The 26,191-nt window shown below is 70.6% G+C and carries 26 protein-coding genes; 11 read left to right on the top strand and 15 right to left on the bottom strand.

Going from position 1 to position 26,191, the window contains the following annotated elements:
* Nucleotides 1-113: 113 nt before the first annotated feature.
* The gene (locus AB0L00_RS02380) at nt 114-1,100 is read right to left on the bottom strand and encodes a LysR substrate-binding domain-containing protein (protein ID WP_364428958.1); all 987 of its coding nucleotides are present in this window, start codon (nt 1,098-1,100) and stop codon (nt 114-116) included.
* 105 nt (nt 1,101-1,205) lie between these two features.
* Here AB0L00_RS02380 and AB0L00_RS02375 point away from each other — a divergent pair, with 105 nt between their 5' ends.
* Entirely contained in the window at nt 1,206-1,760 is a 555-nt protein-coding gene (locus AB0L00_RS02375) for a peroxiredoxin (protein WP_345353007.1), read from the top strand.
* Between the two features lie 109 nt (nt 1,761-1,869).
* Nucleotides 1,870-2,409 (top strand): carboxymuconolactone decarboxylase family protein, encoded by a 540-nt coding sequence (locus AB0L00_RS02370; RefSeq protein ID WP_364427215.1) that lies wholly within the window; start codon nt 1,870-1,872, stop codon nt 2,407-2,409.
* A 57-nt stretch (nt 2,410-2,466) separates the two neighbouring features.
* Here AB0L00_RS02370 and guaA read toward each other — a convergent pair whose 3' ends face one another.
* Nucleotides 2,467-4,038 carry a glutamine-hydrolyzing GMP synthase gene (guaA, locus tag AB0L00_RS02365; RefSeq protein ID WP_364427213.1) on the bottom strand — a complete coding sequence of 524 codons (1,572 nt, stop codon included), beginning with the start codon at nt 4,036-4,038 and terminating at the stop codon, nt 2,467-2,469.
* Nucleotides 4,039-4,135: 97 nt separating this feature from the next.
* Between guaA and AB0L00_RS02360 the strand changes: the two genes are divergently transcribed.
* Nucleotides 4,136-4,840, top strand: coding sequence for a DNA alkylation repair protein (locus AB0L00_RS02360; RefSeq protein ID WP_364427210.1), 705 nt, complete (start codon nt 4,136-4,138; stop codon nt 4,838-4,840).
* Nucleotides 4,841-4,930: 90 nt separating this feature from the next.
* Here the strand turns inward: AB0L00_RS02360 and AB0L00_RS02355 are convergent, their stop codons facing one another.
* The gene (locus AB0L00_RS02355) at nt 4,931-5,155 is read right to left on the bottom strand and encodes a hypothetical protein (RefSeq protein ID WP_345353000.1); all 225 of its coding nucleotides are present in this window, start codon (nt 5,153-5,155) and stop codon (nt 4,931-4,933) included.
* Nucleotides 5,156-5,355: 200 nt separating this feature from the next.
* Between AB0L00_RS02355 and AB0L00_RS02350 the strand changes: the two genes are divergently transcribed.
* Both AB0L00_RS02350 and AB0L00_RS02345 read left to right on the top strand, forming a co-directional pair.
* Nucleotides 5,356-5,565 carry a hypothetical protein gene (locus tag AB0L00_RS02350; protein ID WP_364427207.1) on the top strand — a complete coding sequence of 70 codons (210 nt, stop codon included), beginning with the start codon at nt 5,356-5,358 and terminating at the stop codon, nt 5,563-5,565.
* A complete protein-coding gene (locus tag AB0L00_RS02345) occupies nt 5,562-5,966 on the top strand; it encodes a type II toxin-antitoxin system VapC family toxin (RefSeq protein ID WP_364397668.1) in 405 nt (134 codons plus the stop codon). The genes AB0L00_RS02350 and AB0L00_RS02345 overlap by 4 nt, the downstream gene beginning before the upstream one ends.
* Before the next feature lie 15 nt (nt 5,967-5,981).
* Here the strand turns inward: AB0L00_RS02345 and AB0L00_RS02340 are convergent, their stop codons facing one another.
* Both AB0L00_RS02340 and AB0L00_RS02335 read right to left on the bottom strand, forming a co-directional pair.
* The gene (locus AB0L00_RS02340; RefSeq protein WP_364427205.1) at nt 5,982-7,703 is read right to left on the bottom strand and encodes a GMC family oxidoreductase; all 1,722 of its coding nucleotides are present in this window, start codon (nt 7,701-7,703) and stop codon (nt 5,982-5,984) included.
* A gap of 10 nt (nt 7,704-7,713) precedes the next feature.
* On the bottom strand, nt 7,714-9,291 hold the full coding sequence (locus AB0L00_RS02335; protein WP_364427203.1) for a succinic semialdehyde dehydrogenase: 1,578 nt from the start codon (nt 9,289-9,291) through the stop codon (nt 7,714-7,716).
* Between the two features lie 201 nt (nt 9,292-9,492).
* Here AB0L00_RS02335 and AB0L00_RS02330 point away from each other — a divergent pair, with 201 nt between their 5' ends.
* Nucleotides 9,493-10,125: a helix-turn-helix domain-containing protein gene (locus tag AB0L00_RS02330; protein ID WP_364427200.1), complete on the top strand. Its 633-nt coding sequence runs from the start codon at nt 9,493-9,495 to the stop codon at nt 10,123-10,125.
* 57 nt (nt 10,126-10,182) lie between these two features.
* Here the strand turns inward: AB0L00_RS02330 and AB0L00_RS02325 are convergent, their stop codons facing one another.
* The 4 genes from AB0L00_RS02325 to guaB all read right to left on the bottom strand — a co-directional run bounded on the left by AB0L00_RS02325 (nt 10,183) and on the right by guaB (nt 16,196).
* Nucleotides 10,183-11,487 (bottom strand): phospholipase D-like domain-containing protein, encoded by a 1,305-nt coding sequence (locus tag AB0L00_RS02325; RefSeq protein ID WP_364427197.1) that lies wholly within the window; start codon nt 11,485-11,487, stop codon nt 10,183-10,185.
* A gap of 156 nt (nt 11,488-11,643) precedes the next feature.
* Entirely contained in the window at nt 11,644-13,389 is a 1,746-nt protein-coding gene (glpD, locus tag AB0L00_RS02320) for a glycerol-3-phosphate dehydrogenase (RefSeq protein WP_364427194.1), read from the bottom strand.
* Between the two features lie 139 nt (nt 13,390-13,528).
* On the bottom strand, nt 13,529-14,641 hold the full coding sequence (locus tag AB0L00_RS02315) for a GuaB3 family IMP dehydrogenase-related protein (RefSeq protein ID WP_364427192.1): 1,113 nt from the start codon (nt 14,639-14,641) through the stop codon (nt 13,529-13,531).
* Between the two features lie 58 nt (nt 14,642-14,699).
* Nucleotides 14,700-16,196: an IMP dehydrogenase gene (gene guaB / locus AB0L00_RS02310; RefSeq protein WP_364427189.1), complete on the bottom strand. Its 1,497-nt coding sequence runs from the start codon at nt 16,194-16,196 to the stop codon at nt 14,700-14,702.
* 139 nt (nt 16,197-16,335) lie between these two features.
* On the opposite strand from guaB, the gene AB0L00_RS02305 reads away from it, so the two are divergent.
* Entirely contained in the window at nt 16,336-16,722 is a 387-nt protein-coding gene (locus AB0L00_RS02305) for a DUF5319 domain-containing protein (protein WP_345352984.1), read from the top strand.
* A gap of 23 nt (nt 16,723-16,745) precedes the next feature.
* Here the strand turns inward: AB0L00_RS02305 and AB0L00_RS02300 are convergent, their stop codons facing one another.
* The 4 genes from AB0L00_RS02300 to groES all read right to left on the bottom strand — a co-directional run bounded on the left by AB0L00_RS02300 (nt 16,746) and on the right by groES (nt 20,412).
* Entirely contained in the window at nt 16,746-17,501 is a 756-nt protein-coding gene (locus tag AB0L00_RS02300; RefSeq protein WP_364427186.1) for a hypothetical protein, read from the bottom strand.
* The gene (locus tag AB0L00_RS02295; protein ID WP_364428956.1) at nt 17,498-18,121 is read right to left on the bottom strand and encodes a sigma-70 family RNA polymerase sigma factor; all 624 of its coding nucleotides are present in this window, start codon (nt 18,119-18,121) and stop codon (nt 17,498-17,500) included. The genes AB0L00_RS02300 and AB0L00_RS02295 overlap by 4 nt, the downstream gene beginning before the upstream one ends.
* A 262-nt stretch (nt 18,122-18,383) precedes the next feature.
* Nucleotides 18,384-20,006: a chaperonin GroEL gene (groL, locus tag AB0L00_RS02290; protein ID WP_364427184.1), complete on the bottom strand. Its 1,623-nt coding sequence runs from the start codon at nt 20,004-20,006 to the stop codon at nt 18,384-18,386.
* A gap of 91 nt (nt 20,007-20,097) precedes the next feature.
* Nucleotides 20,098-20,412 (bottom strand): co-chaperone GroES, encoded by a 315-nt coding sequence (gene groES, locus AB0L00_RS02285; RefSeq protein ID WP_252785891.1) that lies wholly within the window; start codon nt 20,410-20,412, stop codon nt 20,098-20,100.
* Between the two features lie 278 nt (nt 20,413-20,690).
* Between groES and AB0L00_RS02280 the strand changes: the two genes are divergently transcribed.
* The 4 genes from AB0L00_RS02280 (at nt 20,691) to AB0L00_RS02265 (ending at nt 24,744) form a co-directional block, all read left to right on the top strand.
* Entirely contained in the window at nt 20,691-21,884 is a 1,194-nt protein-coding gene (locus AB0L00_RS02280; RefSeq protein WP_364427181.1) for an SAM-dependent methyltransferase, read from the top strand.
* 173 nt (nt 21,885-22,057) lie between these two features.
* Nucleotides 22,058-22,273: a zf-TFIIB domain-containing protein gene (locus AB0L00_RS02275; protein WP_364427178.1), complete on the top strand. Its 216-nt coding sequence runs from the start codon at nt 22,058-22,060 to the stop codon at nt 22,271-22,273.
* 265 nt (nt 22,274-22,538) lie between these two features.
* Nucleotides 22,539-23,663, top strand: coding sequence for a hypothetical protein (locus AB0L00_RS02270; protein ID WP_364427175.1), 1,125 nt, complete (start codon nt 22,539-22,541; stop codon nt 23,661-23,663).
* Nucleotides 23,664-23,823: 160 nt separating this feature from the next.
* Nucleotides 23,824-24,744 carry an aminoglycoside phosphotransferase family protein gene (locus AB0L00_RS02265; RefSeq protein WP_364427173.1) on the top strand — a complete coding sequence of 307 codons (921 nt, stop codon included), beginning with the start codon at nt 23,824-23,826 and terminating at the stop codon, nt 24,742-24,744.
* Nucleotides 24,745-24,818: 74 nt separating this feature from the next.
* Here AB0L00_RS02265 and AB0L00_RS02260 read toward each other — a convergent pair whose 3' ends face one another.
* Both AB0L00_RS02260 and AB0L00_RS02255 read right to left on the bottom strand, forming a co-directional pair.
* Nucleotides 24,819-25,265, bottom strand: a complete 447-nt coding sequence (locus AB0L00_RS02260; protein ID WP_364427170.1) for a hypothetical protein — start codon at nt 25,263-25,265, stop codon at nt 24,819-24,821.
* 202 nt (nt 25,266-25,467) lie between these two features.
* Complete coding sequence (locus AB0L00_RS02255) at nt 25,468-25,899, bottom strand: SSI family serine proteinase inhibitor (RefSeq protein WP_364427168.1); 432 nt, start codon at nt 25,897-25,899, stop codon at nt 25,468-25,470.
* Nucleotides 25,900-26,191: the final 292 nt, after the last annotated feature.

Here is a 26,191-nt window from a genome sequence, read left to right as displayed (position 1 = left end):
CCTCCCCGTACGGCGATGATCACGATCGGAGATCATTCAACAACGGATCGCGCCGGAGAGTGCGGATTCGGACAATCAGCCATCGCTCCGGACTCTGGAGAGTCGTCCGCGCCTCAGCCGGAGCCGGCCGGGGCGGCGGCGCGGCCGGCGTCCTCCGGGCCGGCGTCCTCCGGGCCGGTGACGTGCTGTAGCCGGACCCGCCAGCGGCGGGCGCGTACGGCCGCCCGGACCGTCTCGGCGAGGAGCGCGAAGTCGTCGGCGCGCGGGCTCGTCGGCCGATAGGTGATCCCTATCCGGCGGTACGGCGCGGGATCTTCGAACCGGGTCACGGTGAGGCGCTCGTCACGACGCGTCTCGACCGGCAGCGCCGACTCGGGCACCAGCGTCACGCCGAGACCGCCGGACACCAGTTGGACGAGGGTCGCCAGGCTCGTCGCGTACGTGGCGTCGCCGGGCCTGGCGCCGGCCTCCCGGCAGATCTCCAGGGCCTGGTCCCGCAGGCAGTGCCCCTCGTTCAGCAGCAGCACGTCCAGGTCACGGACCACGTCGCGGCGCACCGGCCCGGGACCCAGCCCGTACGACTCCGGCGCGAGCAGGACGAAGTCCTCCTCGTACAGCGGGATCTCGGCGAGCCCATCATCGGCCGGCAGGGCCAGGATCGCGACCTCGAGGCGGCCGCCGCGCAGGTCCTCCACCAAGGCGGCGGTCCGCTGCTCGCGGATGGCGAGCCGCAGGTCGGGGTACCCGCGAACCAGGTCGGGCAGCACGGCCGGCAGCAGGTAGGGCGCGACGGTCGGGATGACGCCGACCTGCAACGGGCCGCTCAACGGGCGGCGCGGCGCGGACACCTCCTCGACCAGGCCGTCGAGTTCGGCCAGCACCCGCTGGGCGCGGCGCGCGACGCGCTCGCCCTCGGGAGTGAGCAGCACCCGCCGCGTGGTGCGCTCCACCAGGCGGGCGTTCAGCGTCTCCTCCAGGGCCGCCACCGCGCCGGACAGCGCGGGCTGGCTCAACCGGAGCGCCGCCGCGGCCTCCCGGAAGTGTAGATGCTCCGCCAGGGCGAGAAACGCGCGAAGCTGGGCGACGGTCGGGCGACTGATAGTAATCTCCTATCGAAATCCTTCGGGGGAGCCGATTTCGCAGATCAACGATACCTAAGGCACCCTGGAACCCATCCAACACCCGTCTGGCAAGGAGGCCTACGAGTGCTCACGGTCGGTGATCACTTCCCGGAGTACGACCTCACGGCGTGCGTCTCGCTCGACCCCGACAACGCGTTCGAGCGGATCAACCACAAGTCCTACGACGGCAAGTGGCGCGTCGTGTTCTTCTGGCCCAAGGACTTCACCTTCGTCTGTCCGACGGAGATCGCGGAGTTCGGCCGGCTGAACGAGGAGTTCGCTGACCGGGACGCGCAGGTGCTCGGCGTCTCCATCGACTCGGAGTTCGTCCACTACGCCTGGCGCAAGGACCACCCGGACCTGCGCGAGCTGCCGTTCCCGATGCTGTCGGACGTCAAGCGCGAGCTGTCCGCGGAGCTCGGCGTGCTCACCGACGAGGGCGTGGCCCAGCGCGCGACCTTCATCGTCGACCCGAACAACGAGATCCAGTTCACGATGGTGACCGCGGGCTCGGTCGGCCGCAACGTCAAGGAGGTCCTGCGGGTCCTCGACGCACTGCAGTCTGACGAGCTCTGCCCCTGCAACTGGAACAAGGGCGAGTCCACGCTCGACGCCAAGAAGCTGATGGCGGGCGCCTGATCGACCGCCTCACAGCCGGCCGGCCGCTGGTACCGCGGCCGGCCGTCGTCATGACGGGGCTCCCGGGGGCGAGCCCCGTCAGCCCGTCTTCGGAGAGTTGGAGGATGACATGAGTGGGGTCGAGACCCTGAAGAGCGCCCTGCCGGCGTACGCCAAGGACCTCAAGCTGAACCTCGGATCGGTGACGTCCACGTCGCAGCTGTCGGAGCAGCAGCTGTGGGGCTCCGTCCTGGCCGCCGCGCTGGCGACCCGCAGCCCGCAGGTCATCGCGGCGCTGTCGGAGGACGCCGCCGACCGCCTGTCCGCGGAGGCGTTCCAGGCGGCCAAGGCCGCCGCGGCCATCATGGCGATGAACAACGTCTACTACCGCGCGACGCACCTGCTCGAGGACGAGACCTACTCGACGCTGCCGGCGAAGCTGCGGATGAGCGTGATCGGCAACCCGGGCGTCGACAAGGCCGACTTCGAGCTGTGGTGCCTCGTCGTGTCGGCGATCAACGGCTGCGGCCGGTGCCTGGACTCCCACGAGAAGACGCTGCGCGAGCAGGGCCTCTCGCGGGAGCTCGTGCAGGAGGGCCTGCGTATCGCCGCCGTCGTGAACGGGGTCGCCGCCACCCTCGACGCCGAGGGCGTGCTCACCCCGGCGTGACCCGCGCCCCAGCCCGGTCGGCGAACGCCGCGCCGGGCCGGGGAAACGGCCGGGGAGTCACTCCCACTCGATGGTGCCCGGCGGCTTGCTGGTGATGTCGACGACCACGCGGTTGACCTCGGCCACCTCGTTGGTGATCCGCGTGGACATTCGCTGCAGCACGTCGTACGGCAGCCGCGCCCAGTCGGCCGTCATGGCGTCCTCGCTGGTCACCGGGCGCAGCACGACGGGGTGACCGTACGTGCGGCCGTCGCCCTGCACCCCCACCGAGCGCACGTCGGCGAGCAGCACGACCGGGAACTGCCAGATGTCGCGGTCGAGACCGGCGCGCGTGAGCTCCTCGCGGGCGATCGCGTCGGCCTCGCGGAGCACCTCGAGACGGTCCCGGGTCACGGCGCCGATGATCCGGATGCCCAGCCCCGGGCCGGGGAACGGCTGCCGCCACACGATCTCGGCCGGCAGGCCGAGCTCCTCGCCCAGCCGGCGCACCTCGTCCTTGAACAGCGTGCGCAGCGGCTCCACCAGCGAGAACTGAAGATCCTCGGGGAGCCCGCCGACGTTGTGGTGGGACTTGATGTTGGCCGCGCCGGTGCCGCCGCCGGACTCGACGACGTCCGGGTAGAGGGTGCCCTGCACGAGGAACTCGACGGCCTCGCCGTGCTCCTCGACGATCTCGCGGGCGGCCTCCTCGAAGACCCGGATGAACTCCCGGCCGATGATCTTGCGCTTGGTCTCCGGGTCGGTGACGCCCTCCAGCGCCCCGAGGAACCGGTCGGCCGCGTCGACGACCTTCAGGTCGACGCCGGTCGCGGCGACGAAGTCCTTCTCGACCTGCTCGGCCTCGCCCTTGCGCAGCAGCCCGTGGTCGACGAACACGCAGGTCAGCCGCGAGCCGATGGCCCGCTGCACGAGCGCGGCGGCCACGGCGGAGTCGACGCCCCCGGACAGCCCGCAGATCGCCCGCTTGTCGCCGACCTGGGCGCGTACGGCCTCGATCGACTCCTCGACGATGTTGACCATCGTCCAGGACGGCCGGCAGCCCGCCGCCTCCAGGAACTGCCTGAGCACCTGCAGGCCGTGCTCGGTGTGCATCACCTCAGGGTGGAACTGCACGCCGTAGAGCCCGCGGGCGGCGTCCTCCATGGCGGCGACCGGGGCACTCGCGGTGCTGGCGGTCACGATGAAGCCGGTCGGGGCGACGCTGCACGTGACGCGGTGCGACATCCACACCGACTGCTCGGTGGGCAGCCCCGCCAGGAGCCGGCCCTGGTCGAGCACCGTGAGCGGCGTCGCGCCGTACTCGGCGATGTCGGAGTTGGCGACCGTGCCGCCGAGCTCCTTGGCCATCGCCTGGAAGCCGTAGCAGATGCCCAGGGTGGGTACTCCGGCCTCGAACAGGCCGGTGGGCACGGCCGGCGCGCCCGGTTCGTACACCGACGCGGGACCGCCGGACAAGATGATCGCCTTTGGCCGTTTGGCCAGCATCTCCTCGACCGGCATGGTCGAGGGCACGATCTCGCTGAACACGTGGCACTCGCGCACGCGACGGGCGATGAGCTGCGCGTACTGCGCGCCGAAGTCGACAACGAGGACCGTGTCGAAGGACTGCTCGACTGACTCGACGGACACCGAGAACGCCTTTCGGAAGTTCGGGATGTCCCCAGTCTAGGGGCCTACTGCCTGCGCGAACGCCGCCACCGTCGGACCAACCCCCCATACTGACCGCGTGAACCCTTCCGACGGCATCGTCGCCGAGCTGCGCACCCTCGGGAATCCCGCCCGCGCCGAGCGGGAGAAGCGCTATCTGAAGAGCGACCTGCTGCACCTCGGCGTCCCGGTTCCCGCCATCCGCAAGGTCGCCGTCCGCGCCGCCGCCGGAAGATCCCGGGAGCAGACCCTGGCCCTCGCCCGCGGCCTCTGGCACGAGCCCGTGCACGAGTCCCGGATGGCCGCCGTCGAGCTCCTGGTCCGCAACTGGGCGCTGCTGAAGGCGAGGGATCTGCCGATCATCGAGCGGATGATCCGTGAGTCGCACACCTGGGCGTACGTCGACGTCCTCGCCATCAAGGTCGTCGGCCGCCTCATCTGGCGGTATCCGCGGCTGGTCACGACGCTCGATCTGTGGCCGGGCGATGAGAACCTCTGGATCCGGCGGACCGCGCTGCTCGCCCTGATCCGGGGCATCCGTACCGGCGAGGCCGACCTGACCCGCCTGTCGGAGTACGGGGACGTGCTCATCGAGGAGCGGGAGTTCTTCGTCCGCAAGGCGCTGGGCTGGGTCCTGCGCGAGCTGTCCAAACGGGACCCCGGCTGGGTGACCTCCTGGGTCCGCGAGCGTACCGACCGGATCTCCGGCGTCACCTTCCGCGAGGCCGTCCGCCACCTCCCGGCCGAGGACCGCGAGTCCCTCCTGACCGCCTACCGAACCTGAGGTGGTTCGGCAGGTCTTCGCCGTCGCCATCGACGGGCACAGCAGGGCGATCAGGAGTCCATGGCGACGGCGATGCGGTACGTCCTGCCGCTACTTACATGCCTCCGCCATGTGGACGATCGCGTAGGCGGCCTGCATGTACTTGTTGCGGCCCATGTCGCCGATCGTCTTGATGCCGAACGCCTTCTTCAGCATCTCCGCGTCACTCTCGCTGACACCGGCCAGAGCCTCCACCGGGGCGTCGACCAGCTTCTTCATGTCCATGTCCTCGTAGTTCCGGTCCAGCACCTTGTTCATGTCCATCGAAATGGCCATCGTCCAACACCTCCGCGTAGTCTGATTACGTAGCGTGCGTATCGCATCGCAGTACGCAACCTTCCCCAGAGCCGCCATTCGGGCACGCCACCCCGAGGAGATCCTTCTTGGACATCTCCCCGAACCGACGACCGGACGAGATTCTGCATGCTTCGTGCATGCAGAAGAGCTAGGCTGGAGTCATGGGAACCGTGGTTCAGGTGCGCGACGTCCCCGACGATGTCGTCGTCAAGCTCAGGCAACGCGCGGAGGCCCGGGGGCAATCCCTCGCCGCCTACCTGCGCGATCTCATGACCGAGGCGGCCGCAAACCCGTCGATCGAAGAGGTCATGGACCGAATCGCGACCCGCGCGCCGATCACTTACAGCCTGGACGACGTGCGAGAGTTCATGAACGACGGCCGTCGATGACCTTCGTCGTGGACTGCTCGATCATCGTCCGACTGCTGGCCAACGTCGAAGGCGACGACCTTTTGCGTCGGCGCCTCGCCCGGCGAGTACATGCCCCCACGCTCATCGACGCGGAGGTGTCCAGCGTTGTCCGGGGCTTCACGATCACGTCCAAGCCCGAGGTCCGGATCAGTGTCGAACGGGCCGGGCAGATGCTCGCGGACTACGCCGACCTGAGCATCACCCGATATCCGATGCAGCCGCTCCAGCCACGAGTCCTGGAGCTGCGGCACAACCTGACGGCCTACGACGCGATGTACGTCGCGCTGGCCGAAGCGCTGGACCTGCCGCTGCTCACCGATGACGCCAAGTTCGCCGCCGCGGCGGGCCATCTCGCCGAGATCCACCACTACCCGAACTGACGACCGGCTCCGGTTTCAGGCGGGGGTGATGGGGAGGTGGAGGGCGGCGGGGGCGTCGGCGGGGACGGCCGGGTTCTTCGGGGCCACGGGGGTGATGCGCGTGTACGCCGCGCCGAGGTCCGGACGGGGGTCCGGTTCGCCGCGGTTGGGCCAGAGGGCCATGGCCCGTTCGGCCTGGGCGGTGATGGTGAGGGAGGGGTTCACGCCGAGGTTGGCCGAGACGGTGGAGCCGTCCACGACGTGCAGGCCGGAGTGGCCGTACACGCGGTGGTACGGGTCGATGACGCCCTCCTCCGGCGAGTTCCCGATCGTGCAGCCGCCGATGAAGTGCGCGGTCGTCGGGATGTTGAAGAGGTCGAGCCAGGTGCCGCCCGGGAAGCCGCCCATCTCCTCGGCGAGCATCCGGACCGCGCGGTGCGCCTGGGGGATCCAGGTCGGACTCGGCTCGCCGTGACCGCGGCGGGCCCGCAGGCCGCGGCCGGACGGCGACGGCTCGACCGTGATCGAGTTGTCGTTGGTCTGCATGACCAGCGCGATGATCGTGCGCCGTGACCAGTTGCGCAGGTTCGGCAGCCGGACGAGGTCCCACGGGTGCGTGACCACCTGCCCGAGGAACCTGCCCCAGCGGGGCACGCGGCCGCCGCCGTCGATGAGCAGGGAGCGGAGGCCGCCCATGGCGTTCGAGCCGGGGCCGTACCGGGTGGGTTCGATGTGGGTGTGCTCGTCCGGGTGGAACGACGAGGTGATGGCCAGCCCGCGCGAGTGGTCCTCGCCCTTGCTCCGGAACCGTTCGACGCCGAGGATCGCCTCGGAGTTGGTCCGGGTCCGTACGCCGAGGCGGTCGGACAGGTGCGGCAGCGTGCCGGAGTTCTTCATCCGGTGCAGCAGGCGCTGGGTGCCGTACGTGCCGGCGGAGAGGACGACCTGCTCGGCGGTGAGCGTGCGCCGCCAGCGCGCGCCGCGCCGTCCGGTCCGCGTCACCTCGACGTCATAGCCACCGCCGGGGCGGGGCCGCACGGCGGTGACGGTCGCCATGGAGATGATCTTCGCGCCGGCGTGTTCGGCCAGGTAGAGGTAGTTCTCGGTGAGCATGTTCTTGGCGCCGACGCGGCAGCCGGTCATGCACGAGCCGCACTCGGTGCAGGTCGTGCGGCGCGGTCCGGCACCGCCGAAGTACGGGTCGTCGACGGCCTCGCCCGGCTCCGCGCCGAACAGGACGCCCACCGGGGTGAGGTGGAACGTGTCGCCGCGGCCCATGCGGTCGGCGACCCGTTTGATCGCCCGGTCGGCGGGGGTCATGGTCGGGTTGACACGGACGCCCAGCATCCGCTTGGCCTGCGCGTAGTACGGCCGCAGCTCGGCCTTCCAGTCGGTGATGTGCCGCCACTGCGGGTCGTCGAAGAACGGCTGCGGCGGCTCGTACAGCGTGTTCGCGTAGACGAGCGAGCCGCCGCCGACCCCCGCTCCGGCGAGCACGAGGACGCGGGAGCCCCGCTCGCCGCGCAGCAGGTGGATGCGCTGGATGCCGGTCATGCCCAGGCCGGGCGCCCAGAGGTACCGGCGGGTGCGCCAGGACGTCTTCGGCAGGTCCTGGTGGCGCCGGCCGGGCGGGCCGTCGGGGTCGTCGAAGCGGCGCCCGGCCTCGAGCACGCCGACGCGGTACCCCTTCTCGGTGAGGCGGAGAGCGGTGACGCTGCCGCCGAAGCCCGATCCGATGACCAGGACGTCGTAGTCCATGCGTGCGCTCCTACCTGAGGCGAAGGCGTTTCAGCAGTTTCTGACCGTTCGTGAGCAGGGCGGCGTACGTCTCGTACGACATGCCGAGGACCGGCTCGAAGCCGAAGCCGTGCTGGCTGGCGACCGTCTGGGCCTCGGTGTAGCGGAGCAGTCCCTCGGCGCCGTGCCGGCGGCCCACTCCGGACTCCTTCATCCCGCCCATGGGCGCGTCGTAGGAGCCGTACGCGGCGGCGTACCCCTCGTTGATGTTCACGGTGCCGGCCTTGATCCGGGCGGCCAGCCGGCGGCCCCGCCCGACGTCGCGGGTCCACACGCTGGCGTTGAGCCCGTACGGCGTGGCGTTCGCCAGGCGTACCGCCTCGTCGTCGGAGGAGAACGGGTACAGCGCGACGACCGGGCCGAACGTCTCGCCCGCGCACAGCTCCATCTCCGGCGAGACGTTCTCCAGGACGGTCGGCTCGAAGAAGTACGGCCCGACGCCGGGGCGCGGCCGCCCGCCGGCGAGGAGCCGCGCGCCCTTCGCCACGGCGTCGTCCACGTGCCGGGTGACGGTGTCGAGCTGGCGCTGGGAGGTGAGCGAGCCCATGTCCGCGTCGAACCCGGCGCCCAGCCGCATGTTCTTGACCCGGTGCACGAAGCGCTCGGCGAACCGGTCGTAGATCTTCTCGTCGACGTAGAGGCGTTCGATCGAGATGCACAGCTGGCCAGCGTTGGTGAAGCAGGCGCGCAGGGCGCCCTGCGCGGCCCGGTCGACGTCGGCGTCGTCGAGCACCAGCATGGGGTTCTTGCCGCCGAGTTCGAGGGAGTAGCCGATCAGCCGGTTCGCGGCCTTGTCCGCGATGGCCCGGCCGCCGCGGGTCGAGCCGGTGAAGGCGACGTAGTCGGCGCCCTCGATCAGCGGGTCGCCGATCCGCTCGGGATCGCCGATCACCACCTGCCACAGCTCTTCGGGCAGTCCGCACTCGATGAGCAGGTCGAGCGCCCACAGGGTGGACAGCGCGGTCTGGGTGTCCGGCTTGTGGACCACCGCGTTGCCGGCGAGCAGGGCGGGCACGGCGTCGGTCAGGCCGAGGGCGAGGGGGTAGTTCCACGGCGAGATGACCCCGACGACGCCCTTGGGATGACGCAGCTCGATGACGCGGGTTGCGGCGGGCATGACGCCCTGGCGGCGGCGCGGCCGCAGCAGGCCCGGGGCCCGGCGCGCGTGGTACAGCGTGCTGCCCGCGGCGTCGAGGAGCTCCTCGAAGGCGTGCCGACGGGCCTTGCCGGTCTCGAGCTGGACGAGGTCGAGGATGTCCGCGCGGCGGTCGAGGATCGCGTCGTGGAACCGCAGGAACGGCTCGGCGCGCCGGGCCGGGGACAGCCGCGCCCACGACTCCTGGGCGGCGCGGGCGCGCTCGTACGCGGCGGTGACGTCCGCACCGGTCGAGACGGGCAGCGTGGCGACCGGCTCTCCGGTGAACGGCGCGGCGATCCGGACCGTCGCGCCACTGGAGGCGACGCGGGAGGTGAGCCGCTCGACCACCTCCGCGGGCAGGTCCGGAACGGTGACGCGTGCGTCGGTGGACGCCGCTGCGGGTGCGTTCATGCACGGAACTCTAAGACGCGAGTCCTCCTCATGGCTACTACCCAGTAATGATTCGCTCGCGTGGTCAGCGCTACATCTCCTGTCCCCAATGCCATTTCGGTGCGTTCCAGAGTCACCTTGTTCTGCATTTGCTGGCTCGGATTGCGGTGCACGGTGTATTCCGGAGAGTGAGGTGAGGATTCGTCGAGACGAGGGGGCAGAATGATCTCCGGCCCGGACCGGTCCGCCGGCAATGAAGAGGTCCGCACACCCCGGCAGGAACGTCGGGCCCAGACGCGGGCCGCTCTCCTGGACGCGGCGGAGCGGCTGTGGGCCGAACGCGGGATCCGCGGAGCCTCGCTCGACGAGATCGCCGCCCTGGCCGGGCTCACGAAGGGCGCGGTCTACTCCAACTTCGCCGGCAAGTCGGACCTGGTCCTGGCTCTGCTGGAGCGCTACACCCAGGCCGAGCCCGGCCTCGGCGCCTGCCCCGCCATGCGCGACTCCGAGCGCTCACCGGACGAGCGGTCCGCCGACATCGGACGGCACTACGCCGAGCGGATGTCGGACGAGGAGACCCGGATGCGGGCGCTCCTGCTGGTGGAGCTGTGGCTGTTCGGGATGCGCGACTTCTCGGCGGGCTGGCGGATCGCCGACTGGTACCACGCCCGCCGCGAGGAGATCGCCGCCGGCCTGTCCACCGGCTCGTCGGAGATGTCCCCCGAGGACCGGGCCTCGCTCGCCATGGCGATCGAGTTCGGGCTGGCGCTGCAGCACCTGCTCGACCCCGACCGGGTGCCGGCCGAGCTGTACGGCCCCGGCGTCGGCCTCCTCCTGGGCTCGTCCTCGGAGTGACGCGCGCCCCGGGCCGTACGTCGGGTGTGGCCACCCGCGACGGCCCGGGGCCCGGCGTCAGTTGTCGCTCTCGGCGGTGTCGTCGGCGTAGTCCGGCTCCACGACGCCGGACGCCTTCATCCCGGCGTCGGCGGACGTGATGGCCTTGCCGCGCCCGAAGACCGTGCCGAAGTTCGCGACGTAGCTCTTCTCAAGAGCGGTGTCGGCGATGGTGATCATCGCCTCGTCGTGGGCGTGGAAGCCGGGGTCGGTGTAGTTGCTGCTGCCGGTGAACACGACCTTCTGCGTCTTGCCCTGGTAGCGGCCGTCGAGCAGCAGGTACTTCGAGTGCTCGTACGCGTGGCCGTTCTCCGGCAGGTACCGCACCTCGGGCCCGCCGTGGCGGCCGCCCTTCTTCGTCAGGTCCCGCAGGGCCGACTGGCCCACGTGCCCGAACACGACCTGGACCCGGCACCCGGCGTCGTCCAGCTTCCAGAGGCGCTGCGCGATCGGCCGCCAGGTGAAGTGGCCCATGACGATCCGGAGGTGGGTGCCGCCGGTGCACGACACCTTGTCCAGCGCCTGGCTGACCGGGTCGCCCGTCGACCAGGGGAAGAAGTCCATCCGGTACTTTCCGGCGCGCACGGTCCGGTGGTAATCGCCGGTGTGGTGCTGCTTCGCGAGGTCGTAGAAGTAGCGCCGGTAGGCCGCGTACACGCTCGCGCTCTTCAGCGTCAGCGCGTCGTTGTACTGCAGGTCGCGCGCGTTGTACGTGGCGTTGGCCGAGGTCTGGACCACGACCTTCTTCGACTTGCGCGTGGTGGAGAAGAGGAAGAACTTGTTGTGGTTGAACTGCGGCCCGATGCAGCCCCGGCCCTTCGCGCACAGGGTGACCCAGGAGGACTTCTTCCGGTTCGTGCCCAGCGCCTTCTTCAGCGTCTTGTACGCCTTGTAGCCCGCGGACTCATTGTCCAGGACCACTCGTACGTTGACCTTTCGCTTCTTCGCCTTGACGAGCTGCGTGGCCAGGTCCTGCGTGGAGAAGTGGTACATCGCGACGTAGATGACCGCGCCCTTGGGCGCGCCGGCGATGAGCTGGGCGACCTGGGTCGCGATCGCGTGCTGCTTGGTCTTGCTGCCGGTCGGGGAGTTGAAGACGGGACCGGTCCGTACGCTCACCGTCTTCTTCTTTTTCTTCTTGGCCTGGGCGCCGAGCAGTTCGGTCTCACTGAGCGCCTGCGCGTCGATGCCGGAACCGGCCGCCCGTACGGCGGCAGCGGCGCGGCCTTGCGTGGAGGGGGCGGCGTCACCCTCCGCCGCGATTCCGGCGACCAGCAGGCCGGTCGTCAGTACTGCCACCGTGCGCGTCAGCGACCTTGCCACGCGGACTCCTGTCCAAGCCGGATTTTTCGGGCATTAGCACCATTAGCCCGGAAACCCTACAGGAGTCACTGCTGTCAAAAGCCGACATATGCCGATATTCAGCGAGGATTGGGCGGCCGGAACCGGCCGCCGAAACGTCAGGCGTTGAGGTAAACCTCAGGGAGTGGCGATCGGGACGATGTCCGGCGCCCCGCGACGGGTCGCGTCGGCGTCCTGGTCGTCCACCTGCGCCTGGGAGTCGCGCTCCGCCTCGACGCGCTTGTGGTAGTACTCGATCTCCCGCTCGGTCTGCTCCGTCGACCAGCCCAGCTCGGGCGCGAGCAGTTCGGCGGCCTCGCGTGCCGCGCCGATCCCCCGGTCCCACGTCTCGATCGCGATCCGCGTCCGCCGGGTCAGCACGTCGTTGAGGTGCCGGGCGCCCTCGTGGGTCGCGGCGTACACGACCTCGGCGCGCAGGTAGTCGTCGGCGCCCTCGAGCGGCCTGCCGAGGTCCGGGCGCTCCTCGATCAGCGCGAGCAGGTCCTCCGTCAGCGTGCCGTAGCGCCGCAGCAGGTGCTCGACGCGCGCGACGTGCAGCCCCGATGACTCAGCCAGGCGGTGCCGGGAGTTCCACGCCGCCTGGAAGCCGTTGCCGCCGACCAGGGCGATCTGGTCCGTGCAGGACTCCGGGACCTTGCCGTCCAGCCCGTGCGCGACCGCGTCCACGGCGTCCTTGGCCATCACCCGGTAGGTGGTGTACTTGCCGCCGGCGATCACGACCAGGCCCGGCACCGGGTGCGCGACCACGTGCTCGCGGGACAGCTTCGAGGTCTCCTCCGACTCACCAGACAGCAGCGGGCGCAGCCCGGCGTACACCCCTTCGACGTCGTCATGGGTGAGGGGCGTGTTCAGCACGGCGTTGACGTGCTCGAGGACGTAGTCGATGTCGGCCTTGGACGCGGCCGGGTGGTCCTTGTCCAGGTCCCAGGCCGTGTCGGTCGTGCCGATGATCCAGTGCCGGCCCCACGGGATGACGAACAGCACCGACTTCTCCGTGCGCAGGATCACCCCGCTGGAGGAGTGGATGCGGTCCCGGGGCACCACCAGGTGCACGCCCTTGGACGCGCGGACGTGGATCTGACCGCGCCCGCCGACGAGCTCCTGGATGTCGTCGGTCCACACCCCGGTCGCGTTGACGACCTGCTTGGCGCGCACCTCGAGCTGCCGGTCGGACTCCAGGTCCCGCACGCGTACGCCGGTCACCCGCTCACCCTCGCGCAGGAAGCCCACGGCCTGCGTGCGGGAGGCGATCTGCGCGCCGTACGCCGCCGCCGTGCGCAGCGCCATCATGACGTAACGGGCGTCGTCCACCTGGGCGTCCCAGTACTGGATCGCGCCGACGAAGGAGTCCCGGCGCAGCGACGGGGCGATGCGCAGCGCCTGGGTGCGCGTCAGGTGCCGGTGATGGGGCACGCCACGGTCCTGCCCCATCGAGAGCGACAGCGCGTCGTACAGGGCCACGCCCGCCCCGATGTAGGCGCGCTCCCACACGTGGTGGGTCATCGGGAACAGGAACGGCACCGGACGTACGAGGTGCGGCGCGATCCGGCCGAGCAGCAGCCCACGCTCGGTCAGCGCCTCGCGAACCAGCTCGAAGTCGCGCTGCTCGAGGTAGCGCAGGCCCCCGTGGATCAGCTTGGACGACCGGGAGGAGGTGCCGGCGGCGAAGTCACGGGCCTCCACCAGCGCCACGCTCAGGCCCCGGGTCGCGGCGTCCAGGGCCACGCCGGCACCGACGATCCCGCCGCCGACGACGACGACGTCGAACTCCTCGCCGCCGCCGATCCGGTCCAGCGCCGCCGCGCGCTCGGCCGGGCCGAGGCGCGAGCGGTTCACCTGGTTCTCAGAGTCCTCAACCGCCATGCCCTACTCCCTCGACGTCTGCGTCACCACGCTACGTCGGTACCCCGGCCGTCACAAAACACTTACCGGCCGACGCACTGCGTCAAAGGGACGGATGTGAGCTTCGGCACGCGTCTCCGCGCGGAGGGATCGGTACGGCTTAGTGCGGCGCCACCACGACCTGGACGCGCTGGAACTCCTTGAGGTCGGAGTAGCCCGCGGTGGCCATGGCCCGGCGGAGCGCGCCGATGAGGTTCATCGAGCCGTCGGCGACGTTCGACGGGCCGTACAGGATCTGCTCCAGCGTGCCGATCGACCCGAGCTCGACGCGCTTGCCGCGCGGCAGCTCCTCGTGGTGCGCCTCGCTGCCCCAGTGGTAGCCCCGGCCGGGGGCCTCCGTCGACCGCGCGAACGGCGACCCGACCATCACCGCGTCCGCGCCGACCGCGAGGGCCTTGGCGATGTCACCGGACTGGCGCATGCCGCCGTCCGCGATGACGTGGACGTACCGGCCGCCGGACTCGTCGAGGTAGTCACGGCGGGCCGCCGCGACGTCGGAGACGGCCGTCGCCATCGGCACCGCGACGCCGAGGACCGTACGGGTCGTGTGGCCCGAACCGCCGCCGAACCCGACGAGGACGCCGGCCGCGCCGGTGCGCATGAGGTGCAGGGCCGCAGTGTACGTGGCGCAGCCACCGACGATCACCGGGACGTCGAGGTCGTAGATGAACTGCTTGAGGTTCAGCGGCTCGGCCCGCCCGGAGACGTGCTCGGCGCTGACCGTCGTGCCGCGGATCACGAACAGGTCGACCCCGGCATCGATGACCGCCTTGTGGTACTGCGCCGTGCGCTGCGGCGACAGTCGCGCCGCGACCGTCACGCCCGCGTCCCGGATCTCCTCGATGCGCCGCCCGATCAGCTCCTCCTTGATCGGCTCGGCGTACAGCTCCTGCAGCCGCCGCGTCGCGGTGGCGTCGTCCAGCGAGGCGATCTCGGCCAGCAGGGAGTCGGGGTTCTCGTACCGGGTCCACAGCCCCTCGAGGTCGAGCACGCCCAGGCCGCCGAGGCGCCCGATGGCGATCGCCGTCGCCGGGCTGACCACGCTGTCCATCGGGGCGACGACCAGCGGCGTCTCGAAGCGGTACGCGTCGATCTGCCAGGCGACGTTGACCTCCTCCGGATCCCGCGTGCGCCGCGACGGGACGATGCCGATCTCGTCGAGCGCGTACGCCCGACGGCCGCTCTTGCCCCGCCCGATCTCGACCTCAGCCATGTACGTCCTCTCCCATGCGCCGGCCGTGACCGCAGCGGGCCACGGCCGGAAGAAACTCTCAGCGAACCTGGTAGTTGGGCGCTTCGACGGTCATCTGGATGTCGTGCGGGTGGCTCTCCCGCAGTCCCGCCCCGGTGATCGGCATCAGCACGCCGTTCTCCTGCAGGTCGCCGATGGTGCGCGAGCCGGTGTACCACATCGCCTGGCGCAGGCCACCGATCAGCTGGTGCGAAACGGCGGCGATCGGCCCGCGGTAGGGCACCTGGCCCTCGATGCCCTCGGGGATCAGCTTGTCCTCGCCGGCCACGCCCTCCTGGGAGTACCGGTCCTTGCTGAACGAGCCGCCGCGCTCGCGGTTCTTCATCGCGCCGAGCGAACCCATGCCCCGGTAGGTCTTGTACTGCTTGCCGTTGATGAAGATCAGCTCGCCGGGGCTCTCCTCACAGCCCGCGAGCAGCGACCCGAGCATCACCGTGTCGGCGCCCGCGGCGATCGCCTTCGCGATGTCGCCGGAGTACTGCAGGCCGCCGTCGCCGATCACCGGTACGCCCGCGGGCCGGCACGCCAGCGCCGCCTCGTAGATCGCGGTGACCTGCGGCGCCCCGACACCGGCGACCACGCGGGTCGTGCAGATCGAGCCGGGGCCGACCCCGACCTTGACCGCGTCCGCACCGGCGTCGACGAGCGCCTGCGCCCCGGCCCTCGTCGCGATGTTGCCCGCGATGACGTCGGCGCCGCTGTTGGCCTTGAGCTTGGCGACCATGTCGAGCATGCCGCGGGAGTGACCGTGCGCGGTGTCCACGACCAGGACGTCGACACCGGCCTCGACCAGCGCCTTAGCGCGCAGCTCGGCCTCCTCGCCGACACCGACGCCCGCGCCGACCACGAGGCGGCCGGCGGAGTCCTTGGTGGCGAGGGGGTACTGCTCGCTCTTGGTGAAATCCTTCACCGTGATCAGGCCGCGCAGCCGGCCGGCGCCGTCGACGAGCGGAAGCTTCTCCACCTTGTTGGCGCGCAGCAGCGCGAACGCCTCGTCACGGGAGACCCCGACCGGGGCCGTCACCAGCGGCATCCGGGTCATCACCTCGCGCACCGGGCGCGCGGCGTTGGTCTCGAACCGCATGTCGCGGTTGGTCACGATGCCGACGAGCACGCCGTCGGCGTCGGTCACCGGAACACCGGAGATCCGGTAGTGCGCGCACAGCGCCTCGACGTCGGCGAGGGTGTCGTCCGGCGAGCAGGTCACCGGGTTGTTCACCATGCCGGCCTCGGAACGCTTGACGAGATCGACCTGCTGGGCCTGCTCGTCGATCGGCAGGTTGCGGTGCAGCACGCCGAGCCCGCCCTGGCGGGCCATGGCGACGGCCATCCGCGCCTCGGTGACGGTGTCCATCGCGGCGGACACGAGCGGGATGCGCAGCGTGATCGATCGCGACAGGCGGCTGGTCGTGTCGGCGTCGCCCGGTCCGAGATCGGAGTACGCGGGCACGAGCAGCACGTCATCGTAGGTGAGCCCCTGCGGGGCGAACTTGGCGGGCTCGGGCGCGAAAGTCATGGGCATCATCCGGAAGGGGTCGCGGTGTCGGGCCTGATCAGCGAAGCGTTCCTCCCATCCTAGTCGGCCGCGTCGAACGACCGGCCAAGCGCGGCGACAAGGCACGAATCGGCGGCCGATACTCGGGTAGCGTGGGTTTGTGCACGATGACGCTCCGCTCGATCCGTTCGCGAATGATCCCGAGGACCCGGCGGCCGCGCTCGGCGACCCGGGCGACGAGACCGCTCCGCTGAGCACGACGGAGCGGGAGGACGTGCTGGCCGACCTCGCCGACCTGGAGGTCTTCCGCGCTCTCCTGGAGCCTCTCGGCATCAAGGGCCTCACCGTCGAATGCGGCGACTGCGGTCGCGCGCACCACATCGACTGGGACCTCCTGCACGGCAACCTGCGCCACCTGCTCGACGAGGGGTTGCCCCGGGTCCACGAGCCGGCCATCGCCGCGGCCCCCGAGGACTACGTCAGCTGGGAGTACGCCCGCGGGTACGTCGACGGCGTCATCGACAGCGAGGAAGGCCAGTCGAGCTAGGGCCTGTCTCCGGTTCCGGCGCCTTACCGGCCGCGTACGGTCCGGTTCGGCGCGCCCGTTTTCGGCCCGGTGACCTGGCGCTGCGCCCGGCGCTGCGGGGCGATGGCGGTGTCGTCGGGCTGCGGGGTGGCAGGCGTCGGGGTCGAGACCGGCGAGGGCGACTCGGTCGGCGCCCCCGCGGACGGGCTCGGGGTCGGGGTCGGGGTCGCCGAGGGACTGCCGGACGGCCGCGCCGACGGATGTCCGGCGAAAGCGGAGCCGCGCCCCTTCTCGGGGGTGTGCGACCTGGACGCCTTGGTCGTGGTCGGCGTGGGGTCCGTCTTGTCGGCGGGGGTCCGGCCCACCGTGCGCCGGGGCCCGCTGGGGAGCGGCCTGCCGACCGACTCGATGCGGGTCTTGGAGCGTTCCGTGAGCTGGTGCCGGGCCGATGGAGCGTGCGCCTTCGGCCCGCCGCCTCCCCCGCCGACCGCGACCGCGGCCCCGGCCGTCGTCAGCATGACCGCGACCGCGCCGAAGGTGACGAACGCCCGGACCACGGGGCGCCCGGAGGTCTTGGACGTCGCGCGGGAGACGCGGGCGGGGCCGGGCAGCGGCGGCGCGCCCGTGTCGACGTCGGCGACCAGGGCGGCCAGCAGGCGGGCGGCCGGGTCGTCGGAGACGGCGAATCCGGAACCCGGATCGGTGACGCGGCGTGCGGCCAAGGCGTCGAACAGATCGCCGCTGCGGGTGATCTCACTGAGGTCGAGCGGCTCGGGAGTGGCGGAACCCCCTTCGGTCAAGCGATCGACTCCTCACTCGCCATCGCTCGAAGACGGGCGAGAGCCCGGTGCTGGGCGACGCGTACGGCCCCGGCTGACATGCCCAGTACATTACCGGTCTCCTCGGCGGACAGACCCGCGACCACCCGCAGGAGAACCAATTCCCGTTGATGATCCGGCAACCGGTCGAGAAGGCCCCGCGCGCGCTCCGCCTCGGTGTAGCGGACGACCGTCTCCTCCGGGCCCGGGCCCTCGTCGGGGCCGTCGGGCAGGTCCTCGGTCGGCACGGCCGCCCGGATGGCGCTGCGCAGCGCGTCGGCGATCTTGTGCGACGCGATACCGAAGACGAAGGACGCGAAAGGGCGGCCCATGTCGCGGTAGCGCGGCAGCGCGCCGAGGACGGCGATGCACACCTCCTGGGCGACGTCGTCCGCGATGTGGTATTGCCCGGACACCCGGCCGAGCCGCGCCCGGCAGTAACGCACGACCATCGGGCGGACCCGTCCGATCAGGGATTCGACCGCTTCGGGGTCTCCCTGAACGGCAAGGATCGTGAGTTCCCTGAGGTCATTGTCGTCCGCCTTAGCCGGTCGTCTCCCCCGTAGTTCGGCGGTGCCACCCCGAACCGCGGCCCCGGCGATCGCTCCCTCGGTCACGAAAGCATGATGCCCACCGAGATCGCGCCTGTCTGCATCGTTGACGACAACGGAATGGTCACAGTGCTGATCCCAACGCAATTGCGGTCGCTGAGTGTGACCACGCCAACGATCACGGTCGCTGAGTGTGATGACGGCGACGACCGCCGTCACCGAGCGTGCCTGATGAACGACGGATGCCCCCGCCAGGCGCGTGGCGAGGGCATCCGTGTGATCCGCCGGCCGCAGTGTCGCGGCCGGTCGATGATCAGTGACCGTGGCCGTGGCCGTGGCCGCCCGCGGCGGCGTCCGGCTCCTCCTCGGGCTTGTCGGCGACGAGCGCCTCCGTGGTGAGCAGCATGCCGGCGATCGACGCGGCGTTGCTGACCGCGGAGCGGGTCACCTTCACCGGGTCGATGACGCCCTGGGCGATCAGGTCGCCGTACTCACCGCTGGCGGCGTTGAAGCCGGAGCCGACCGGCAGCGACTCGACCTTGGAGACGACGACGTAGCCTTCCCAGCCGCCGTTCTCGGCGATCCAGCGCTGCGGCTCGACCAGGGCGCGGCGGACCGCCTCGGCGCCGGTGGCCTCGTCACCGGACAGGCCGAGGGCGTCGAAGCCCTCCTTGGAGACGTGCACCAGCGCGCTGCCGCCGCCGGAGACGATGCCCTCCTCGATCGCCGCGCGGGTGGCGGAGATGGCGTCCTCGAGGCGGTGCTTCTTCTCCTTGAGCTCCACCTCGGTGGCGGCGCCGACGCGCAGGACGCAGACGCCCCCGGCCAGCTTGGCGAGGCGCTCCTGGAGCTTCTCGCGGTCCCAGTCGGAGTCGCTGCCCTCGATCTCGCGGCGGATCTGGCGGATCCGGTCCTCGATCGCGGCCGCCTCGCCCGAGCCGTCCACGACCGTGGTGGCGTCCTTGGTGACCGTCACGCGCCGGGCGCGGCCCAGCACGTCGAGGTCGACGCTGTCGAGCTTGAGGCCGACGGCCTCCGTGACGACCTGGCCGCCGGTGAGGACGGCCATGTCCTCCAGCATCGCCTTGCGGCGGTCGCCGAAGCCCGGTGCCTTCACCGCGACGCTGACGAACGTGCCGCGCAGCTTGTTCTGCACGAGGAGCGCCAGGGCCTCGCCCTCGACGTCCTCGGCGACGACCAGCAGCGGCTTACGGGTCTGGGCGACCTTCTCCGCCAGCGGCAGGAACTCCGTGACGTTGGAGATCTTGCCGTCGTGGATGAGGATGTAGGCGTCCTCGAGGACCGCCTCCATGCGCTCCGGGTCGGTCACCATGTACGGCGACAGGTAGCCCTTGTCGAACTGGAGGCCCTCGGTGAACTCCAGCTCCAGGCCCATCGTGTGGGCCTCCTCGACGGTGATGACACCGTCCTTGCCCACCTTGTCGAACGCCTCGGCGATGAGCTCGCCGATCCTGGCGTCCTGGGCGGAGATGGTGGCGACGTGCGCGATCGACTCCTTGTCGGTCACCTCACGGGCCGACTTGAGCAGCTGCTCGGAGACGTAGTTGGCGGCGGCGTCGATGCCCCGCTTGAGGCTGATCGGCGACGCGCCGGCGGCGACGTTGCGCAGCCCCTCGCGTACGAGCGCCTGCGCCAGGACCGTCGCGGTGGTGGTGCCGTCACCCGCGATGTCGTTGGTCTTGGTGGCGACCTCCTTGGCGAGCTGCGCGCCAAGGTTCTCGTACGGGTCGTCGAGCTCCACCTCACGCGCGATGGTGACACCGTCGTTCGTGATGGTGGGGGCGCCCCACTTCTTGTCGATGACGACGTTGCGGCCGCGCGGGCCGATCGTCACCTTGACGGCGTCCGCGAGGGCGTTGACGCCACGCTCAAGGGCGCGGCGCGCTCCCTCGTCGAACTCCAGGATCTTCGGCATTGGGAAGCTCCAAGTATGGATGTCCGTGGACGTGCGCAGCCCCGGCCGCCCTCATCGGGCGGAACCGGGGCGGCGCATCTGTTCGGGTGTCTTACTTCTCGACGACGGCGAGCACGTCGCGGGCCGACAGAACGAGGTACTCCTCGTTGTTGTACTTGACCTCGGTGCCGCCGTACTTGCTGTAGAGGACGACGTCCCCGACCTTGACGTCGAGCGGTACGCGCTTCTCGCCCTTGTCGTCGAAGCGGCCCGGCCCGACGGCCAGGACGGTGCCCTCCTGGGGCTTCTCCTTGGCCGTGTCCGGGATGACCAGACCCGACGCGGTGGTCTGCTCGGCCTCGAGAGGCTGGACGACGATGCGGTCCTCGAGCGGCTTGAGAACAACCTTGGTGGCGGTCGACACGATCTGACCTTCCCCTTCGATTGCGTATCCTCGGCCGACCAGATCGGCCAGCCGCATGTTGGAGACGCGACGATGGTGGCCTGCCGTCGCGGGTGCCAGACCAGCCTGTCGCTTGATTGGCACTCTCATAGGGAGAGTGCCAGTTGGAGATTATGCCGGGGTCCGGGAACCCGTCAACACGGGCCCCCGCGTGCCGCCCACCTGTCGTTATATGAGTCGTTTGTGAATCTTCGCCGGTGGTCAGGTGCATCCCTGGTGCGTCCGGCGACTACCGTCTTCGGGTGGACATCGCCGCGTTCGAGGAGCTCCTCACCTCCGCAGGTCAAGAGCTGCTCGGCGAGATCGGCGCCGCCGGTGCCGAGGAGCGCACGCTGCCGGCCATGGTCGCCCGCCTGCGGGCCCGCCACCCGGCCGACCTCGTCGGCGCGGCGCTGACGCAGGCGCGACTCCGGGAGCGCGGCCGGGCGAAGTTCGGCGCCGACGCGGACCGGATGTACTTCACCCCGCAGGGCCTCGAACAGGCCACCCGGGCCAGTGTCGCCCGGCACCGGGCGCGGCGGTTCGCCGACCGGCTCTCCCAAGGTGGCCGGGTGCTCGACCTCGGCTGCGGCATCGGCGGCGATCTCCTCGCCCGCGCCCGTGCGGGCGTCGGCGGCGTCGGCGTCGAGCTCGATCCGCTCACCGCCGCCGTCGCGCGGGCCAACCTCCGCGCCTTCGGCCTGGCGGACCTGGCGGACGTACGGACCGGCGACGCCGCCGCGCAGGACCCCGGCGGGTACGCCGCCGTCTTCGCCGACCCCGGCCGCCGTACGGCCCGCGGGCGGGTGTTCGACCCGGACGCGTACCTGCCGCCGCTCGGCACGGTGCTGGACCTCGCCGGCCGCGCGCCGGGCGCCTGCGTCAAGGTCGCCCCGGGCATCCCGCACGAGGCGGTCCCGCCGGGTGCGGAGGCGGAGTGGATCTCCGACGCCGGGGAGGTGAAGGAGGCGGCGCTGTGGCTCGGCGACCTGGCGGGCGAGACGCCGCGCCGGGCGACTCTCCTGCGGCAGGACCGGGAGCCGGCGACCCTGGTGACCGATCCGGACCTGGGGGCGCCGCCGGTGGCCGGCTGGCGCCGTTATCTGTACGAACCGGACGGCGCCGTGGTCCGGGCCCACCTCGTCGCCGAGGCCGCGGCCCTGCTCGACGGAGCGCTGGCCGACCCGCGGATCGCCTACATCACCTCCGACGCGTTGCGCGCGACACCGTTCGCGCGCCCGTACGAGATCCTGGACGTCCTGCCGTTCGGCGTGAAGCGGGTACGGGCGGCGCTGCGCGCCCAGCGGACCGGCACTCTGACGATCATGAAGCGCGGCTTCGCCGGAGACGTCGAACGGCTGCGCCGCGACCTGCGCACCGACGGCACCGAGACGCGCGTCCTGGTGCTCACCCGCGTGGGCGACGCCCCGACCGCCCTCATCTGCCGCGAGACCTGAGCGCGCGGACACGCGCGGACCGGGCAGGCACGCGCGCGGCGACACGCCAGCGTCCGGCAAAGACCACGGTGACGGCCGTGTCCGCCTGGCTACTCTTGGCGACCGGTAGGCCGCGCCGTGGGCGCGATGACGGGCGCCCGCGATCCGGGTGCGGGCGAAGACGGGGGACGACGATGGCCGACGCCGTACTGCGGTGTCCGAAGTGCGGTGCCGGAATGGTGACCTTCCAGCGGGGCGGCATCGTGTTCGAGGAGTGCTCCCGCTGCCGTGGAGTGTTCCTCGGACGGGGCGAACTCGACCGCCTGATGTGGCGCGGCACCTCCCACACCCCCGCCGTCTGCGGCCACCCTGCCGGGATCTCGTACGAGGGCCGGCATCGCCGCGCCTGAAAAAGGGCGCTTTGCCGCACCGGACATAATCTCTTTCCCCTGAATTTCTTTTCTCCGGCTCGATGACCTTGGTCCGCTCAATAGAGTGTCTCCTCGCGATCCATGCCGCCGCTATTTCCGGCAGGGCAGACGAAGGAGTACCCGGGTGGACACCAATCACAACTTCCTGCAGACAGGGGGTCAGCCGGTCTCGGACCGAATGCGAGAATTGCTAGCCCGCGCGGCACAAGATCATGTCTATGAGCAGCGTTCGACGGGCCAGCTGATGGACGAGATCCACCAGCGGCTGGAGGGAATAGAGTGGCTGCTCCGTGAGGTACGGGAGCGTGAGCTCACCGGGCTGACGACCCAGCTCGACACCGTCCGCGGGCAGGTCGACGAGCTGTCCGGCAAGCCCCCGGAGTGGGCCGAGGGGCTGGCCGAGCACATCGAGTCGGTGGGCGAGAAGGTCAAGCCGGTCGCCGAACTGCCCTCCCTGTGGGCCGACGTGGGCGTCATCGCCGAGAACGTCGACGAGGGGCTGGCCCGGATCCAGGCCGTACTGGACTCCAGCCGGAGCATCACCGAGGCGACGCTGCAGGCCGCCCAGCAGATGGACGACTTGACCAAGCGGCTCGACCGGCTCGCCGGCACCATGGAGGCCGCGTCGGTCCGGTTCAACCGGCTGGACAAGACGCTCGCCGACCTCGGGCACCGGTCCGAGAAGCTCGAGCACGAGATCAACGGAGTGGCCGGCAAGGTCGACCAGTCGCTGCACGACATGGCCGAGCGGGTCGAGCAGGGCCTGGAGGCCGTCAACGGCCGGGTCGAGGGGGTCGGTGGCCGCCTCGACGGCATCGACGGCCGGCTGGAGGGCCTGTCCGGCAAGATCCGCGGCGTCGAGGGTCATTTCCCGGCACTGGAGGCGAAGGTGGACGGGGCCTGTGACCGCGTCGAAGGGGTCGGTCAGCAGCTCGACCGGCTGCCCTCGACGCTGGAGATCAACGAGTTGCACCGCAAGATCGCCGCGATCGGCGACCGCCCGTTCATCGACCCCACCGACCGGTTCGACGCCCTGGAGAAGCGCCTGTCCGAGGCGGTCGACCCCCTCCTCGACGAGTTGCGGGCGCGACCCGATCGAGACGAGACCGAGGAGACGCTGTCCAAGATCATTGAGGCGTCCCGCGTCGACCTGACCAAGCACATGGAGATCCTTCGCGAGGACCTTCTGCGCCAGGTGGTCGGGGTGCACGACGACGTCTCCCAGCGGGTCGTCGGCGTGCAGCACGACGTGACCAAGCAGGTGACGACCGTCCATGAGGACCTGATGAAACGGCTCGTCACGCTGGAGGAGACGATGCTGGCACTGGCCGAGGCGCTCTTGCGGCCGCGACGGGACGGCAAGGACTGAGGGGATGGCCGCTCGCAATTCACCCCAGAGCGGCCACTCTCCATTAATTGCATCATTAACGGCAATTCACTCGCCGAGCCTGCAATGACATGCCGTTCGGTCTGCCTCCTATCGTCAAAATCACTACCGATCCTCGGCCGAATCCGTTTTCATGGAGGCCGTGACCTTCCCCACGCTCTCCGATCCGCCGAGCACCGCCACGCTGCGCTGGATCGAAAAATGCCTGGGGCCCGGCAGTGAGGTGAAAATGGTCCGGCCCATGATCGGCGGGCTGGCCCATGTCAACCACGCGGTACTCGCCGAGAGCCGCTCGGGCACCGTGCATCGCCTGGTGCTGCGCCGCTGGGCGTCGTCCGGCTGGCCGGTGCTCGACATCGACTTCTCCCCCGAGCTGGAGATCGCGGCCCTGACCCTGCTCACCGCGTGCGAGATCCCCACCCCCGCGCTGGTGGCGGCGGACCCCTCCGGGGCGCACTGTGATGTCCCCGCGCTGCTGATCACCCGGCTGCCGGGCCATCCGCCCCGCCCCTCCTGCGCCGAGCTCTCCGAATACCTCATCCAGTTGGCCGCCGCGCTGCTGCCCGTCCACGCCGTCGCCGGAGCGTCGACCATGCCGCCCTACCGGCCGTACAACCGCCTGGAGATCCGGCTCGCCCCGCGGCACGCCCGGCGACCGGCGCTGTGGGAGCACGCCCTCGATGTCGCCGCCGGTCCCACGCCGGGCGCCGCGGCACACTTCATCCACCGCGACTACCACCCCGACAACACGCTGTGGGCCGGCGGCCGCCTCACCGGCATCGTCGACTGGTCCAACGCGTCGTACGGTCCGGTCGCCATCGACATCGCCCACATGCGCCGCGCGCTGGCCCTCCGCTACGACGTCACGGCCGCCGACCGCTTCTCGGCCTCCTTCGACCAGGTGTCCGGTGGCTACCGGCACGACCCGTACTGGGACCTGCGCACGGTCCTCGACCTGCTGCCCGAGCAGCCCGATCGGACGATCGCCGCCCGCGACATCCCCGCCTTGGAGGATCTGCTCGACCACGCGCTCGCCGACCTCGGCGCCCCGGCCCGCTTCTGAGCCTCCGTTCGTCGCGGGCCCGGGGGTGGGTACGGCGCCGTACCCACCCCCTGCGTGGCGACCGGTCCGCGCGGTCAGGCTCCCGTGGGCCCGACCGGACGCACGCGGGCCAGCAGGCCGTCGAGCCGCGCGACGGCGGGCCGCCAGTCGCCGGGTACGACGTGGCACCTGCGCGCCCGCCGGTCGCCGTAGGTGATGGAGTAGGCGATGTGGTCGGCGATGTCGCATCCGGCCGGAGAGGACCACCAGGTCCGGATCCGGTCCAGATCGGCGCGGAGACCGTCGAGCTCCTCCGTGCTGAGGGAGATCGTCGCCTGCCCGGACGAGATGTGCGCCACGCCGGTGGCGTCAACGGTCACGGTGTCGTGGAGCCCGGCGAACCCGCCCGTCCGCGTGTAGGTGACGATCGGATCCTGGCGCGGGGCCTCCGCGGGGGGCCTGGCGCTTGCGGCGTTCGCGCTCGTGGCCGTAACGGCCGCGGCGGCCGATAGCGTGCAGCCGAGAAGAATGAAGCGTCGCATGTCCACCTCTTTGTGGCGTGCGCCGACGAATTGCGGCGAAAGAATAAGAACAGGGGCAGTGAAACCGCGTCCGGCGTTTACGAACCGACGCGGGAAGGGAGTTCCGTCGGCTCGGGGCCCCGCCAGTCCCGAGCCGACGTCCAGGGGAAGCTCGTGAAAGTTACAACCGAGTGATGGCTCGGTGTACCTGGAATGTCTCCCGTCAGAAGGCGAAGATGACGCCTCCGGTCGCGCGGATCGCCGCGCATCGATTGAAGAAGGTCCGGGTGTAGCGGCGGGAGCCGCCGTTCCACCGGCCCGCAGCGGTCACGCGCACGGGCGCGTAGACCAGCGTGCATGCGCCGGATGCCTCCGGCAGGTCGGCGATCCGGCCGTCGACGGCGCGCAGCTGGTCGCACGCCGCCGCGGGGGCGAGGTGCGTTCCCCCGTCAGGGTCGCAGGTCAGAACGGTCGTACGGGCGGGGTCTCCGCCCTCGATCGTCCTGACGGACAGGGTGTAGACCCCCACCGGACCGATCTGGATGGTCATTGGCGCCGCCACCGCGGCGGGGCCGGTGACCAGGGCCAGCAGCCCCAAGGCGGCCACCGTGATGGTCCGCCGGCCCCCGCCTCGCAGCGAATCGGGCATGCGCATTTCAGCCTCCTTGCCGAGTCGAGCTGTGTTCGATGGCCATTTCGGCGTGCGCGAGTCGGCCTTTTGGGCGTTCCCTCGCCTGCCGATGAGACCTTCCCTCAAGGGATCTGTCGCGACGCGCTAAGTCGCGAATCCCTTTCGCTCACGGACGTTATTACGGCGAAATCTACGGTTCAACCCCTGCCGCCCTGTCCACACCCGGCCACACGATCACAAGAGAACATTTGAAAGATGTACTTCCTTCGAGCGCCCGCCATCCAGCCCTCATCAGCACTTCTGTCATCCACTTCGC

The sequence above is a fragment of the Actinoallomurus sp. NPDC052308 genome (genome assembly GCF_040679195.1).
In the GTDB taxonomy this organism is placed as follows: domain Bacteria; phylum Actinomycetota; class Actinomycetes; order Streptosporangiales; family Streptosporangiaceae; genus Actinoallomurus; species Actinoallomurus liliacearum.
Note: the sequence above shows the minus strand (reverse complement) of the source record. Positions and strands in the feature narration are given on the sequence as shown.

What these genes read in the sequence shown, in the direction of transcription:
- AB0L00_RS02255 (WP_364427168.1), bottom strand. Translation starts at nt 25,899, where the DNA reads ATGCGCATGCCCGATTCGCTGCGAGGCGGGGGCCGGCGGACCATCACG.
- AB0L00_RS02260 (WP_364427170.1), bottom strand. Translation starts at nt 25,265, where the DNA reads ATGCGACGCTTCATTCTTCTCGGCTGCACGCTATCGGCCGCCGCGGCC.
- AB0L00_RS02370 (WP_364427215.1), top strand. Translation starts at nt 1,870, where the DNA reads ATGAGTGGGGTCGAGACCCTGAAGAGCGCCCTGCCGGCGTACGCCAAG.
- AB0L00_RS02355 (WP_345353000.1), bottom strand. Translation starts at nt 5,155, where the DNA reads ATGGCCATTTCGATGGACATGAACAAGGTGCTGGACCGGAACTACGAG.
- groL (WP_364427184.1), bottom strand. Translation starts at nt 20,006, where the DNA reads ATGCCGAAGATCCTGGAGTTCGACGAGGGAGCGCGCCGCGCCCTTGAG.
- AB0L00_RS02335 (WP_364427203.1), bottom strand. Translation starts at nt 9,291, where the DNA reads ATGAACGCACCCGCAGCGGCGTCCACCGACGCACGCGTCACCGTTCCG.
- guaB (WP_364427189.1), bottom strand. Translation starts at nt 16,196, where the DNA reads ATGACTTTCGCGCCCGAGCCCGCCAAGTTCGCCCCGCAGGGGCTCACC.
- AB0L00_RS02270 (WP_364427175.1), top strand. Translation starts at nt 22,539, where the DNA reads ATGGACGAGATCCACCAGCGGCTGGAGGGAATAGAGTGGCTGCTCCGT.
- glpD (WP_364427194.1), bottom strand. Translation starts at nt 13,389, where the DNA reads ATGGCGGTTGAGGACTCTGAGAACCAGGTGAACCGCTCGCGCCTCGGC.
- AB0L00_RS02345 (WP_364397668.1), top strand. Translation starts at nt 5,562, where the DNA reads ATGACCTTCGTCGTGGACTGCTCGATCATCGTCCGACTGCTGGCCAAC.
- AB0L00_RS02275 (WP_364427178.1), top strand. Translation starts at nt 22,058, where the DNA reads ATGGCCGACGCCGTACTGCGGTGTCCGAAGTGCGGTGCCGGAATGGTG.
- AB0L00_RS02330 (WP_364427200.1), top strand. Translation starts at nt 9,493, where the DNA reads ATGATCTCCGGCCCGGACCGGTCCGCCGGCAATGAAGAGGTCCGCACA.
- AB0L00_RS02340 (WP_364427205.1), bottom strand. Translation starts at nt 7,703, where the DNA reads ATGGACTACGACGTCCTGGTCATCGGATCGGGCTTCGGCGGCAGCGTC.
- AB0L00_RS02315 (WP_364427192.1), bottom strand. Translation starts at nt 14,641, where the DNA reads ATGGCTGAGGTCGAGATCGGGCGGGGCAAGAGCGGCCGTCGGGCGTAC.